Genomic DNA, 12,932 nt, shown 5'->3' on the forward strand with positions numbered 1-12,932 from the left:
GCAGGGGTGCGGGCAGGCTGTCCCCACCGGATCACGCCGACCACGCTGGTCCCATGAACCTCTCGTTACGCCCCCGTTCCCGCCGTCTGCCGCTCGTCGGACTCCTCGTCGCCGCCTGCCTGGGCACCCTCGCGCCCGCCGCGGACGCCGCCGGAGACCCGGCCGGATCCCCCGGCCCCGTGCGCGAACTGGCCCGCTCCGCGCACCCCCTGACGGACCTGCGGCCGCTCGACCGGATGATCGGTTCGGCCGCGGTCGTCGGCGTCGGCGAGGCCACGCACAGCTCGGCCGAGTTCTTCACGGCCAAGCACCGGATCTTCGAACACCTCGTGGAGCGGCGGGGGTTCAGGACCTTCGCGCTGGAGGCCAACTGGTCCACGGGGCTGCTCGTCGACGAATGGGTCCGCACCGGGCGGGGTGACATCCGGGCGATCATGCGGGACGAGTTCCAGGAGTCGTACCGTCTCTGGAACACCGAGGAGTACCTCGACCTCTTCCGGTGGATGCGCCGGCACAACCGGCTCCACCCCGACCACCAGGTCCGCTTCATGGGCAACGACCTCGGCTACGCGGGCCCGAACCTCTTCGACGCCGTCACCTCCTACGTGGCCCGTGCCCACCCGGACCTGCTCCCCCGCTTCCGGGAGCTGTACCGCGACGCGCGGCCCACCGGCACCGTCGAGTCCTGGATGAAGGGGTACATGGAACGGCCGCGGGAGCGGCGGCAGCGGATGGCCGCCGACGCCGGACGGGCGCTGGCCCTCCTGGAGGGCCGGCGTCCGTCCGGCGGGCCCGCGGCGCGCGAGGCCCACGCCTGGGCGGTGCAGCACGCGCGGGCCGTCGCCCAGGTCGCCACCGAGTACGCCCACGACCTGACGAGCGAGGCCGGCGTCGCCGCGGCGATGCTGTACCGCGACCGGGTCATGGCGGAGAACACCGTGTGGTGGCAGCGGCGGACCGGCGACCGGATCGTCCTCTCGGCGCACAACGGGCACGTCGGCTACGTCACCACGGACCCGCAGCACTACCCGAGGCTCCAGGGCGCCTTCCTGCGGGACGCGCTCGGCCCGCGGTACGTGAGCGTCGGCGCCTCCTTCGGGCAGGGCTCCTTCCGCGCGCACGACACCACGGCACCGGGCGAGCCGCTCCGGGTCTTCACCGTGCCCCCGCTCGGTCCGGGCAGCGCCGCCGACACCCTGGACCGGGTCTCCCCCGGCGCCTTCTACCTGGACCTGCGGCGGGCGGGCCCGACGGCGCGCGACTGGCTCGGCGCCGCGTGGCCGGCCCGGAACATCGGGACCGCGTACCCCTGGCCGGGCGACACCGTCCCCGTCCGGCTGTCCGCCTCGTACGACCTGCTGATCCACTTCCCCGAGGTGTCGGCGGCGCGCCTGCGCTGACCGGCCGCCCCGCGTCTGGACGGGGCCGCGCGCGGGCATGCTCGCCCTGGAGCCGCCGCCCGCGCACGCGCGCGCCCCACGGCATGGCGGCCCACCTCGACGTGGAGGGGCGGTCGTGCCGTGACCGGGATGAGTGTGGAGCCGTACCGGGAGATCACCTTCGACAAGGACGGCGACGGTCCTCCGGGCCAGGCCGCCACACTCGCCTCGCTCGCCCGGCAGGGGGTCACCGACCTGGTGGTGCTCGCGCACGGGTGGAACAGTTCGCCGTCCGGCGCCACCCGTCTCTGCTCGGACTTCTTCGCCCCCTTCCCCGGCCTCTTCGCCCCCGGCGTCGAGGCCGGGTACGCGGGGCTCGTCTGGCCCTCCATGATGTTCACCGGCGAGCCGGTGCCGGACTACCGGGCGCTGGTGACGGTCCTGCCGGAGAAGGAGCCGCTCCTCGGGCGGATCACCGACCTGCTGGCCTCCGCGCCGGCCGACGAGCGGGCGTTCGCCGCGTTCGGCGCGCTCCTGCGCGCGCTCGTGGACCTCCCCGACGAGGAAGCCCGGAGCGCGGCCGGACCGCCGGAGCGGGTACCGGAGTTCCTGCTCGCGGACCCCGTGGAGGTGTGCGCCCTGTTCACGGCGGCGCTGGAGGACGCGGACGGCCCCGGGGACGCGGACGACTGCCCCGGGGGCGGGCCGGGCTTCGGGGAGGGGCTGTCGCGGTACTGGAAGGGCGGCCGCGAGGCGCTGCGCCAGGCCACGTACTACGTGATGAAGAAGCGGGCGGGCCTGGTGGGCGAGCACGGGCTCGGGCCGCTGCTCGGCGAGGTGGCCCGGTCCGCCCCCGGCCTCCGGGTCCACCTGGTGGGGCACAGCATGGGCGCCCGGCTCGTCGCGTACGCGCTGCGGGGGCTGCCCGCGGGGGCCCGGCCGGTGGCCTCGGTGACCCTGCTCCAGGGCGCCTTCTCGCACTACGCCTTCGCGGCCCGGCTCCCGCACGACGCCGGGCGTTCCGGCTCGCTGCGGGACGCGCAGCGGCTCGTGCGCGGTCCGGTGGTGGCCTCGTACTCGCGGCACGACAGGGCGCTGGGGGTGATGTATCCGCTGGCGTCCCGGCTCGCGGGCGACTCCGCCTCGCTCAGCGGGGTGCCGGCCGGTCTGCTGGGCGCCGGCGACCCCCGGTGGGGGGCGATCGGGCACGACGGCGTCCGCGCGGTCCCCGGCACGGTGGAACGGACCCTGGAGGAGGCGCTGCGCGCGGGCGTGCCCGCGGCGGGGTGCGTGAACGTCGACTCGTCGGCCGTGGTCGGTTCGCACAGTGACATACTCCGGCCCGAGCTGGCCCGGCTCGTGGTGGCGGCCGCCCGCCCGGGGCGGCCGCGTGACCTGGGATTCTCCGGGTCCTGAGCGCTCCGGACCCGCCGGTTCCGCTGCCGGCGGGCGGTCCCACCCGTCCCGTTGATGGCTCCCATCGCGATATCGATGGAACATCGGGGGCCGCTCGTTCGTCCCTCTGATATCGCGGAAGGACCAGCGGCGGAGGTGGCGAGAGATGGCCGGTTTCCGGAGTCTCGCGAGACAGGTGCGCGATCCGGGGTGCGACACGGCGCTGCGCAGGTACTCCCTGCGCAAGTGCCTGGAGCGGTTCGCACCGTACGGGCACCGGGCGACCTGGGACCATCTGTGCAACAGGCACAGATTCGGGCCCGAGGACCGGGAGCTCGACCCGGGGCGGCTGGTGGCCGCCCTGGACGAACTGGAGGAGGCGCGGGCCGTGTGGCTCGCGTACGAGGAGGAGTTCGCCGCCCGACGGCGGCGCGAGAAGCACGAGGGGCTGCGCGGCCTCGGCGCCCTCGACGACTGGCACCGGCGGGTCTGGGGCGGCAACGGCGTCGTCCGGTGCGGCGATCCCGCCGTGCACCCGTCGGACCCCCTGCCCGACGTGCTGCGGCGGCTGATCAGCGCCCTGGAGAGCGGCCCGGGCGACGGCTGTCCGGTGTGCGCGGGGCCGCGCATCGAGTGGGCGGGCCCCGGCGACGCGTACGAGCCGTGGCTCGGGCCGGTCTGCGGGGACTGCGGCGTGGGCGTCCCGCGCGCGGTGCTCACCTCCGGCGCGCTGGCCAGGGCCCGCGGGGTCCGCGGCCGTCCGCTGGCCTCGGCTGCGTGAGACGGGCGTCCCCCGCGCTGCTCCAGGTGTGCCTCAACGGGTCACGGGGTCCGGGGGACTCGGCGGCGGTGCCGATGTCGCCGCACTCCCTCGCGGCGTCCGCCGCGGCGGCGGTGGCGGCGGGAGCCCGGGAGATACGCGTCCATCCCCGCACGCCCTGCGGTCGTCCCTCGCTCTCGCCCGGGGTGCTCGGGCCCGTCCTGGCCGCGCTCGACGCGGCGGTCGGAGCCGGAAGGGCGGGCGGTGGGCCGGGGGCGCGGGCGCCGGTGCGGATCACGACGGCGGTGTCCGCCGAGCCCGACGCGGAACGCCGAGTGGACCGGGTACGGTCCTGGGCCGTCCTGCCGGGTCTCGTCTCGGTCGACTGGCACGAGCCGGGCGCGGAGGCGGTGGCGGCGGCGCTCCTGGCGCGCGGGGTCCCGGTCGAGGCCGCCCTGTGGTCCGGCACGGACGGTCCGGCCCGCTTCGCCCGCTCTCCGCCGGCGCCCCGGGTGGCCCGGCTCCTGGCCCGGGCCGAGGCCCCGGCGGCGGACGGGGCCGAGGCCCTGGCCTCCGCGCTGCTCGCGGCGATCGCGTGCCCGGCGGACCGTCCGCTCCTGCTCCACGGCGTGGACGGCGGCGCGTGGCCGGTGCTGCGGCCGGCCGGCCGCCTTGGGCTCGCGGGCCGGATCGGCCTGGAGGACACCCTCACGCTCCCGGACGGCACCCGGGCCCGCTCGAACGCGGAGCTGGTGGCGGCGGCCGTGACCCTCCGGGGGACGTCGATCAGGGCGGGCGACGTGAGCCCGGGATGACCGTCACGACACTCCTCAGGGGGTGTCGTCCTGGGCCGGGCGGCGCACCGGGAGGAGGCGGGAGCCGGCCATGTGCTCGCCGATGACGTCGTCGGGATTGGAGAGGACGCAGGTCTCCAGGGAGAGGCAGCCGCAGCCGATGCAGTCCGTCAGGTGGTCGCGGAGCCGGGCGAGCCGGGTGATGCGTTCGTCGAGTTCCGCGCGCCAGGCCGCCGAGAGCCGGGCCCAGTCCTCGTTCGTGGGCGTGCGCTCCTCGGGGAGCTGGGCGAGGGCCTGCCGGATGGTGGCGAGGGGGATGCCGACCCGCTGCGCGGCACGGACGAAGGCGACCCGGCGGAGGGTGTCGCGGCCGTAGCGGCGCTGGTTGCCGGGGGTGCGGCGGCTGCTGATGAGCCCCTTGGCCTCGTAGAAGTGCAGGGCCGAGACGGCGGCCCCGCTGCGGGCGGAGAGCTGGCCGACGGTGAGCTCGTGGATCTTCTCTGGAATCTGCGGCACCCGCCGAACCCTACTGTCCGTTGACAGGACCCCCCTCACCCCACATGCTGAGCAAGCGCTTGGATACCGACCGTTGGGTATGCCGTACCAGAGAGGGACACCACCATGGCCGAGCCGAGGATCTTCACCTCCGCCGAGGAACTGCGCGCGGGGGTCGGCGAGCAGCTGGGGCACAGCGACTGGCTGGAGGTCGACCAGAAGCGGATCGACCTCTTCGCCGAGGCGACCGGGGACCACCAGTGGATCCACGTGGACCCCGAGCGCGCCGCCACGGGGCCGTTCGGCACCACCATCGCCCACGGCTATCTGACGCTCTCGCTGCTGCCGCTCTTCGTGCCCCAGGTGTTGTCGGTCCAGGGCATGAGGATGGGCATCAACTACGGCACGGAGAAGGTCCGCTTCCCCGCCCCCGTGCCGGTCGGCTCGCGGCTGCGCGCGACGGCCGTCCTGACGAAGGTCGAGGAGGCGGGTGGCGGCGTGCAGGTGACGGCGGCCGTGACCGTGGAGCGCGAGGGCTCCGACAAGCCGGTCTGCGTCGCCGAGTCGGTCTCCCGCTACTACTTCTGAGCGCCGACCATCCGGAGCACGAGGTCGGCGTAGAGCGCGCCGACCTCGTCGGGCGTCCTGCGGCCCTGCACGTTGAACCAGCGCGAGACGTCGATGCAGAGGGACAGCACGGCGACCGTCGTGCCGGGCACGTCGATGGCGTCGAACTCGCCCGCCGCCACGCCCTCCTCGATGATCCCGCGCACCGCGGCGTCGGAGAGCCGGCGCAGCTCGACGATCTCGGCCCGGTGCTCGGGGCCGAGCGCGTCCAGCTCGTACTGGACGACCCGCGCCGTGGTGTGGCGCTCGGCGTGCCAGCGGACGAAGGAGCGCACGGCGTCGGCGAGGCGCTCGGCGGCCGTGCCCTCCCCGGCGGCCGCGGCCCGGAGGATCTCCAGGGCCTTGTCGTGGCCGATGCGGCTGATCCGGTGGAGCAGCTCTTCCTTGGTCTTGTAGTGGATGTAGAGCGCGGCCGGGCTCATGCCGGCGCGGCCGGCGATGTCCCGGGTGGTGGTGGCGTGGTAGCCGCGCTCGGCGAACGCCTCCACGGCGGCCACCAGCAGCCGCCGGGCCGCCTCGGGCGTGACCTCGCCCCAGGGCACGTCCTCGCCCCCGGGCGTCTCCTCCGCCGCGCTCATCCCACACTCCTTCTCGGACCCCGTCAGGACGAACACCATACAACGAGGGTGAGCAAGCGCTTAGAGCTTCTGGAAGGGGTCGTGCTCGGCGAGGAGCTTCTCCAGCCGCGCCTGGTCGACCCGGCTGACGATCTGACCGGCCTCCTGGCGGTCGCGGACGACCTTGGCGAGGGTGAAGGCGGAGGTCGTGAGGTAGAGGACGGAGACGGCGAGGAAGGCGCGGACCCAGGCGCTGGCGTCGAGCTGGTAGATCCCGATGCCGACGGCCGCGATCGCGATCCCGAAGGAGATGACCGCCTGCAGGTAGTAGGCGGCGGTGTTCTGCTGCTTGACCGGTGTGTCGCTCATGGGAAGAGCATCGGGCGGACGTGGCCCGTGCCACATCCGCCCGCGTACTCATTCCGCGTACTCATTCCGCGTGCTTCCGCGCCCCCGGATGCCGGGGCCACGGCCGGGGCGCGACCCGGCCCTCCGGGGACTCAGAAGGCCGAGACCCCCGTCAGCGCCCGCCCGATGATGAGCTTCTGGATCTGGCTCGTGCCTTCGTAGAGGGTCATCACGCGGGCGTCGCGCAGCAGCTTCCCCACGGGGTACTCGTCGATGTAGCCGTAGCCGCCGAAGACCTGGAGGGCGTTGTTGGCGGCGCGGACGGCGGCCTCGGAGGCGTAGAGCTTGGCCTGGGAGGCGGCGGTGGCGAAGTCCCGGCCGCGGTCGATCAGGTCGGCGACCCGCCAGGTCAGGAGCCGGGCAGCGTCGACGTCCACGGCGATGTCGCTGATCAGCTCCTGCACGAGCTGGTACGAGGCGATGGACCTGCCGAACTGCTCGCGCTCCCCGGCGTAGCGCACGGCGGCGTCGAGCGCGGCCTGCGCGATGCCGACGCATCCCGCGGCGACCGACATCCGCCCCTTGGCCAGGGCGGACATGGCGACGGCGAAGCCCTTGCCCTCGGGGCCGAGCATCGCGGCGGCGGGGACGCGGACGTCCTCCAGCACCAGTTCGGCGGTCGCCTGGCCGCGCAGTCCGAGCTTGCCGTGGATCTCGCGGCGGGTGAGGCCGGGGGTGTCGGTGGGGACGAGGAAGGCGGAGACGCCCTTGTGGCCGGGGGTGTCGTTCGTCCGCGCGAAGAGCAGCACGACGTCGGCCCAGGTGCCGTTGGTGATGAACATCTTGCTGCCGCTGACCACGTAGTCGCCGGTGGCGGCGTCGCGGACGGCCCGGGTGGCCAGGTTCCCGGCGTCGGAGCCGGTGCCCGGCTCGGTGAGGCCGAAGCAGCCGAGCGCCTCGCCGGCTGCGAGCCGGGGCAGCCAGGCCCGCTTCTGCTCCTCGCTCCCCCAGGAGGCGATCGTCTTGGCGACCAGACCGAGCGAGACGGAGACGATGCCGCGCACGGAGGAGTCGCCGCGCCCCAGTTCCTCGGTGACGAGGCAGTAGGCGAGGTGGTCGCCGCCGGAGCCGCCGTACTCCTCGGGGATCGTCAGTCCGAGGAAGCCGACGGAGCCGAGCTTCTTCACGATCGCGCGGTCGACCTCCTCGGCGCGGTCCCAGGCGACGACGTGCGGGGCGACCTCCCGCGCGACGAAGTCCTCGGCGAGCCGCCGTACGGCCTCCTGCTCCTCGCTCAGCGCCAGATCCACCGTGCACCACCTCGCCGATCCCGTTAATTACCACTGCTAGTTTTTGAGCGCACGCCTACTATGTGCGCCATGGCCCGACCGCGCAAGCCCCTGCTCAGCCGAGACCTCATCGTCGAGACGGCGGGAGCGCTGATCGACGCGGAGGGCCTCGCGGCCCTGTCGACGCGCAGGCTGGCCGCCGAACTCGGGGTCAGCGGCCCCTCGCTGTACAACCACTTCCGGACCAAGGACGAGATCCTCGACGCGGTGGCGGACGCGGTCAGCGCGAAGATCGACCTGTCGATGTTCGCGGAGGACGACGCACGGGACTGGCGCACCGCACTGCACGACTGGGCGGGCTCCTACCGGGCCGCCCTCGCCGACCACCCCCACATCGTCCCCGTGCTCGCCCAGGGCCCCGGCCGCCGCCCGGCCGGCCTCCGCGTCGCCGACGCCGTCTTCGGCGCGATGGTCCGCGCGGGATGGCCCCCGGCGCAGGCCACCTCCATCGGCGCGCTGATGCGCTACTTCGTCACCGGCTCCGCCCTCGGCTCGTTCGCCCGCGGCTTCGTCGACGACGAGACGGCCTACGACCCCGCCGACTACCCCCACCTGGGCCGCGCCCACCTCCTCGCCGAGCACCGCCAGAAGGTCGACGAGGGCGCCTTCGAGACCGGCCTGCGGGCCCTCCTCGACGGACTGGCGCTCCAGTACGCGTCCCTCCCGGCCCGCCGGACGACGGCGCCGTAGGAACGGCGCGGCCCCTTCCGTGCGGGTGGGGGAACCGGCACCGTTCGGCGCTCGCCGAACGGTCGGTGCGGCAGGCTGGAGGCATGGCAGCCAGTGACCTCGCCGCGCTCGCGGCGCTCTTCGCGGACGAGAGCCGCGCCGCATTCCTGCTCGCCCTGCTCGACGGCCGGGCCTGGACGGCGGGCGAACTCGCCCGGCACGCGGGCGTGGCGCCGTCCACCGCGAGCGGGCACCTGGGAAAGCTGGTCGCGGGCGGGGTCCTCGCGGAGGAACGCCAGGGCCGGCACCGGTACGTCCGGCTCGCCGACCCCGGGATCGCGCACCTCGTCGAGGACCTGGCCGCCCGCTCCGAGCCGGTCGTGCCCACGCGGCCCCGCTCGCTGCGGGAGGCGAGCGCCGGCGAGGCGATGGCCCGCGGCCGGACCTGCTACGACCACCTCGCCGGGCGGCTCGGCATCACGGTCACCGAGGCGCTCACCGCGCGGGGACTGCTCCGCCAGGACACCGGCTTCGCCCTCACGGACCGCGGCCTGGCCTGGTTCGGGGAGCGGGGCATCGCCCTGGCGCGCACGGGACGGCGTCCCATGGCGCGCGGCTGCCTCGACCTGACCGAACGACGGCCCCATCTCGCCGGGGCCGCGGGCGCCGCCCTGTGCCGCCACGCGCTCGACGCCGGCTGGTGCGTCCGGATCGGCTCCGGGCGGGCCGTGAAGGTGACGCCGGAGGGCGAGTCCGCCCTGCGCGCCGCCCTCGGCATCGCCCCGGCGGCGCTGCGCTGAGGCGCCCGGAGCGCGGCGGGCGGCGCCCGGAGCGGCTCCCGCTCCCACCCCTCGATATTGCGGTGAAGGCCGAAGGGTCCACGGCCTACGGTCGAGCCATGCAGAAGCAATCCTCGCGGCTCGCCCTCGGCGCCGCCGGCGTCACCGTCGTCCTGTGGGCCTCCGCCTTCGTCTCGATCCGCAGTGCCGGGGCGGCCTACTCCCCCGGCGCGCTCGCGCTCGGCCGGCTGCTGGCCGGTTCCCTGGTCCTCGGGGCGGTGCTGCTCGTCCGGCGGGAGGGGCTGCCGTCGCGGGCGGCGTGGCCGGGGATCGTGACCTCGGGCCTGCTGTGGTTCGGGGTGTACATGGTGGTGCTCAACTGGGGCGAGCAGGAGGTCGACGCGGGGACGGCGGCGATGGTGGTGAACATCGGGCCGATCCTGATCGCCCTGCTCGGCGCGCGGTTCCTGAAGGAGTCGCTGCCGCCCCGGCTGCTCGCCGGCATGGCCGTCTCCTTCGCGGGCGCGGTGGCCGTGGGCCTGTCGATGTCCGCCGGCTCCTCCGGCGGCCACGCCTCGGTGCTCGGCGTGCTGCTCTGTCTGCTGGCGGCGGGGGCGTACGCGGGCGGGGTCGTGGCGCAGAAGCCGGCGCTGGCGCACGGCAGCGCGCTCCAGGTGACGACGTTCGGGTGTCTGGTGGGCACGGCGGCCTGTCTGCCCTTCACCGGCCAGCTCGTCGAACAGGCGGGCCGGGCCCCGCTCTCGGCGACGCTGAACATGGTCTACCTCGGGGTGTTCCCGACCGCGCTCGCCTTCACGACCTGGGCGTACGCCCTGGCGCGGACGACCGCGGGCCGGATGGGCGCGACCACCTACGCCGTGCCCGCCCTCGTGGTGCTGCTCGCCTGGCTCCTCCTCGGCGAGCTGCCCGGCCTCCTCACGCTCGCCGGGGGTGCGCTGTGCCTCGCGGGCGTGGCGGTGTCCCGCTCGCGGTCGCGGTCCGCGGCAGGTGCCGGAACGGCCGAATCCACCTGACAGGCCATACCCAGGGTTCCGGTCAGTTCACGGGCGGCCCGGGGCGCCCGGGCGTCCGCGACCTGGAGGGGGGATGCCCGTCAAGCCCCACTTTCGGCCGGAGCGGCGACGGGAGGCGTTTGGCCGCCCCCCGGCCGGATAGTTTCGAGTCGGTCACGGGCGCGGGCCTGAACATGACGGTCCGCCACCTTCCGGCAAGCCGACGGGGGAGTCATGGCGATTCAGCAGCGGGCGGAGCGTACGAGACAGGAGATCCTCTCGTCGGCGGCCAGGATCTTCGACCGGCTGGGCTACGAGCGCGCGTCCCTCGCGCGGATCGCCGGCGAGGCCCGGGTGACCACCGGCGCCCTCGTCTTCCACTTCGCGACCAAGGCCGACCTCGCGACCGAGGTGCGCGGACGGGCCCGCGCGGTCACCCGGATCACCGTCGAGTCGGCCTGTCTGTCCACCGAGGGCGTGGGCGGGACGGCGATCGACAAACTGGTGATCACCACGCACGCGCTGATCCGGCTCTTCGAGACCGACCACATGGCGCGCGCCGGCGAACGACTCGCCCGCGAGCTCCAGTCGACCGGTCCCGTGCGGGACTGCCCCTGGCGGCGCGAGGTGGCCCGCCTCGCGCGGTTCGCGGCGGCGGAGGACGCGCTGCGGCCCGGCGTGGACGCGACCGCCGTCGCGGCGCTCATCGGGTACGTGATCACCGGTGTCGAGCTGGAGATGCGCTGCCCCAACGCCGCGCCCACCGAGGGCCCCTGGCCGCCGGAGCGGGGCGCGGCCGACCCGGAGGACCTGCCGCCCCGGAGCCCGGCGGAGGGCGTCGCGCCCGCGCGCCGGCCGGCGGAGAGCGGGGCGCTGTGGGGACCGGCCGAGGAACGCCTGGGGCGGATCTGGGAGTTGATCCTGCCGGGACTCCTCCACCCGGCGGGGCGGCCGCGCGAGGGCACGGCCGGGCGCGAGGAGCCGGGCGCGGCGCCCGGTCCGGGCGGCCACGTCCGGGCCGCCGGGCCGTCAGTCCCCGTCGCCGGCCTCAAGGAGTCGGCGGGCGAAGGCCGTCAATGACCGGCCGATGCGCTCGGCCGGCAGGCCGAGTTCGTGCCGCTGGAACTGGAAGAGTTCCGGCGACAGCGGGCTGAGGGCGATGTCGACGAGGGGGTCCGGGTCGCGGACCCCGTGGGCGACGAGCAGCGTGCGGACGTGCACGCGCCAGAAGCCGTAGGCCCCGGTCCGGAAGCGCGCGGGGCCGGTCTCCGCCCCCAGGGCCAGCGGGAGATGGCGCTCCAGCAGGTCGAGCATGGCGAGGTAGAAGGCGGCCAGCCGCTCCCCCGCGGGCGCGCCCGGACCGAGCGGCGGCGGCCCGTAGATCAGCTGCCCCTGGAGCCGGCGCTCGTGCTCGTCGAGCAGCGCCACGGCGACCGACGGCGGGTCGGGGAAGCTCCGGTAGAGCGTGGCGCGGCCCACGCCGGCGGCCTTGGCGATCCGGTCCATGGTGACCGTCCGCGGGTCCTGCTCCGCGAAGAGCCGCTCGGCCGCGGCCAGGATCTGGGCGCGGTTGCGCTCCGCGTCGGCCCGCCTGCGCGGGGCGACCGGCTGCTCGTCCACGGCCTGGAGATCTCCGAGGAGCCCGCCGACCCGGTGCACGGAGCCGGTCCCCCGTCCGCGCTGCTCTTCCTCGCTCATGGACCCGACCTTACTTCCCTCGGGGCTAAGTGGACACCTTGTCCGTTTGCCATGCCACGTGGCATGCTAAACGGACTCAGTGTCCACTTATCCGCTCGCCATCCCGCCCCAGGGAGATCCAGATGCACACCGCGCTTCTCGCCGCGGCCCTGCTGGTCGGCTGCCTCCTGGCCGTCCAGGCCTCGGTGAACCTCCAGCTCAACTCGGCCGTCGGCACCCCGTACGGCGCCTCGACCATCCAGCTCGGCGTCGCGACCGGCCTGCTCGTCGTCCTGGCCGTGGCCGCCGGAGCGCTCGGCGCGCTCGGCAAGCTCCCCGACGTGGAGCCCTGGCAGCTGCTCGGCGGACTGGCCAGTCCGCTCTACATCACCAGCGGCATCCTGCTCTTCCCACGGCTCGGCGCCCTCGCCGCCGTCGGGCTGTTCGTGACGGGGCAGATGTTCGCCTCGCTCGCGCTCGACCTCTTCGGCCTCCTCGGCCTGGAGCGGAAGGAGCTCAACGCCGGGATCGTCATCGGCGCCCTGGCCGTGCTCGCCGGCATCGTCGTGATCATCCGGGGCATGAAGGCGGCGGCCCCGCCCGGCGCCCCCAGGATGTCGAGCGCCGGCCGGGTCGGCTGGCTCGCCCTCGGCGTCCTCGCCGGCGGCGTCCTGCCGGTCCAGGGCGCGGTCAACGCCCAGCTGCGCGCCCAGCTCAAGGAGCCCATCACCGTCGCCGTGATCAGCTTCGCCGTCGCGACCTTCACCATCGCCGTCGTGCTGCTCGTGCTGTACGCGACCCGGCGCACCCCCAAGCCGAAGATCGCCCCGCTCAAGAAGATGCCCTGGTGGGGCTGGCTGGGAGGCGCCTGCGCCGCGGCCTACGTCACCGGCACCTTCCTGCTCATCCCCTCCATCGGCGCGGCCGTGACGATCGCGCTCACCGTGACCGGCCAGCAGCTCACCTCGGCGCTGATCGACCACAAGGGCCTCTTCAAGCTCCCCCAGCGCTCGCTGACCAAGCCGCGCGCGCTCGGCCTCGCCCTGCTGATCGCCGGCTCCCTGACCATCCAGCTCGTCTGACGACACGC

General features: G+C 74.8%; 15 protein-coding genes. 10 read left to right on the forward strand and 5 right to left on the reverse strand.

What is annotated here, in order from left to right; genetic code table 11:
- Positions 1-53 precede the first annotated feature (53 nt).
- The 4 genes from ACZ60W_RS02200 to ACZ60W_RS02215 all read left to right on the forward strand — a co-directional run bounded on the left by ACZ60W_RS02200 (position 54) and on the right by ACZ60W_RS02215 (position 4,349).
- Entirely contained in the window at positions 54-1,400 is a 1,347-nt protein-coding gene (locus tag ACZ60W_RS02200) for an erythromycin esterase family protein (RefSeq protein ID WP_469753418.1), read from the forward strand.
- Positions 1,401-1,529: 129 nt separating this feature from the next.
- A complete protein-coding gene (locus ACZ60W_RS02205) occupies positions 1,530-2,795 on the forward strand; it encodes a serine-threonine protein kinase (protein WP_469753419.1) in 1,266 nt (421 codons plus the stop codon).
- A 145-nt stretch (positions 2,796-2,940) separates the two neighbouring features.
- A complete protein-coding gene (locus tag ACZ60W_RS02210) occupies positions 2,941-3,555 on the forward strand; it encodes a hypothetical protein (RefSeq protein WP_469753420.1) in 615 nt (204 codons plus the stop codon).
- 17 nt (positions 3,556-3,572) lie between these two features.
- Positions 3,573-4,349, forward strand: coding sequence for a 3-keto-5-aminohexanoate cleavage protein (locus ACZ60W_RS02215; protein WP_469753491.1), 777 nt, complete (start codon positions 3,573-3,575; stop codon positions 4,347-4,349).
- Positions 4,350-4,364: 15 nt separating this feature from the next.
- Here ACZ60W_RS02215 and soxR read toward each other — a convergent pair whose 3' ends face one another.
- A complete protein-coding gene (soxR, locus tag ACZ60W_RS02220) occupies positions 4,365-4,844 on the reverse strand; it encodes a redox-sensitive transcriptional activator SoxR (RefSeq protein WP_469753421.1) in 480 nt (159 codons plus the stop codon).
- 105 nt (positions 4,845-4,949) lie between these two features.
- Between soxR and ACZ60W_RS02225 the strand changes: the two genes are divergently transcribed.
- Positions 4,950-5,411, forward strand: a complete 462-nt coding sequence (locus tag ACZ60W_RS02225; protein ID WP_469753422.1) for a MaoC family dehydratase — start codon at positions 4,950-4,952, stop codon at positions 5,409-5,411.
- Here ACZ60W_RS02225 and ACZ60W_RS02230 read toward each other — a convergent pair.
- From ACZ60W_RS02230 to ACZ60W_RS02240, 3 genes are all read right to left on the reverse strand, one after another.
- Positions 5,402-6,028, reverse strand: coding sequence for a TetR/AcrR family transcriptional regulator (locus ACZ60W_RS02230; RefSeq protein WP_469753423.1), 627 nt, complete (start codon positions 6,026-6,028; stop codon positions 5,402-5,404). The two genes, ACZ60W_RS02225 and ACZ60W_RS02230, sit on opposite strands and share 10 nt — an antisense overlap.
- 60 nt (positions 6,029-6,088) lie before the next feature.
- Complete coding sequence (locus ACZ60W_RS02235) at positions 6,089-6,376, reverse strand: YiaA/YiaB family inner membrane protein (RefSeq protein WP_469753424.1); 288 nt, start codon at positions 6,374-6,376, stop codon at positions 6,089-6,091.
- A gap of 131 nt (positions 6,377-6,507) precedes the next feature.
- Positions 6,508-7,665 (reverse strand): acyl-CoA dehydrogenase family protein, encoded by a 1,158-nt coding sequence (locus tag ACZ60W_RS02240; protein WP_469753425.1) that lies wholly within the window; start codon positions 7,663-7,665, stop codon positions 6,508-6,510.
- Positions 7,666-7,734: 69 nt separating this feature from the next.
- On the opposite strand from ACZ60W_RS02240, the gene ACZ60W_RS02245 reads away from it, so the two are divergent.
- The 4 genes from ACZ60W_RS02245 to ACZ60W_RS02260 all read left to right on the forward strand — a co-directional run bounded on the left by ACZ60W_RS02245 (position 7,735) and on the right by ACZ60W_RS02260 (position 11,245).
- Positions 7,735-8,394, forward strand: a complete 660-nt coding sequence (locus tag ACZ60W_RS02245; RefSeq protein ID WP_469753426.1) for a TetR/AcrR family transcriptional regulator — start codon at positions 7,735-7,737, stop codon at positions 8,392-8,394.
- Between the two features lie 83 nt (positions 8,395-8,477).
- The gene (locus ACZ60W_RS02250; protein ID WP_469753427.1) at positions 8,478-9,173 is read left to right on the forward strand and encodes an ArsR/SmtB family transcription factor; all 696 of its coding nucleotides are present in this window, start codon (positions 8,478-8,480) and stop codon (positions 9,171-9,173) included.
- Positions 9,174-9,271: 98 nt separating this feature from the next.
- Positions 9,272-10,186: a DMT family transporter gene (locus ACZ60W_RS02255; RefSeq protein WP_469753428.1), complete on the forward strand. Its 915-nt coding sequence runs from the start codon at positions 9,272-9,274 to the stop codon at positions 10,184-10,186.
- A gap of 213 nt (positions 10,187-10,399) precedes the next feature.
- Complete coding sequence (locus ACZ60W_RS02260; RefSeq protein ID WP_469753429.1) at positions 10,400-11,245, forward strand: TetR family transcriptional regulator; 846 nt, start codon at positions 10,400-10,402, stop codon at positions 11,243-11,245.
- On the opposite strand, the gene ACZ60W_RS02265 is transcribed toward ACZ60W_RS02260, so the two are convergent.
- Positions 11,195-11,863, reverse strand: coding sequence for a TetR/AcrR family transcriptional regulator (locus ACZ60W_RS02265; RefSeq protein ID WP_469753430.1), 669 nt, complete (start codon positions 11,861-11,863; stop codon positions 11,195-11,197). The genes ACZ60W_RS02260 and ACZ60W_RS02265 overlap by 51 nt on opposite strands.
- Before the next feature lie 122 nt (positions 11,864-11,985).
- On the opposite strand from ACZ60W_RS02265, the gene ACZ60W_RS02270 reads away from it, so the two are divergent.
- A complete protein-coding gene (locus tag ACZ60W_RS02270; RefSeq protein WP_469753431.1) occupies positions 11,986-12,924 on the forward strand; it encodes a DMT family transporter in 939 nt (312 codons plus the stop codon).
- Positions 12,925-12,932: the final 8 nt, after the last annotated feature.

The organism is Streptomyces sp. NPDC104202, from assembly GCF_055584185.1.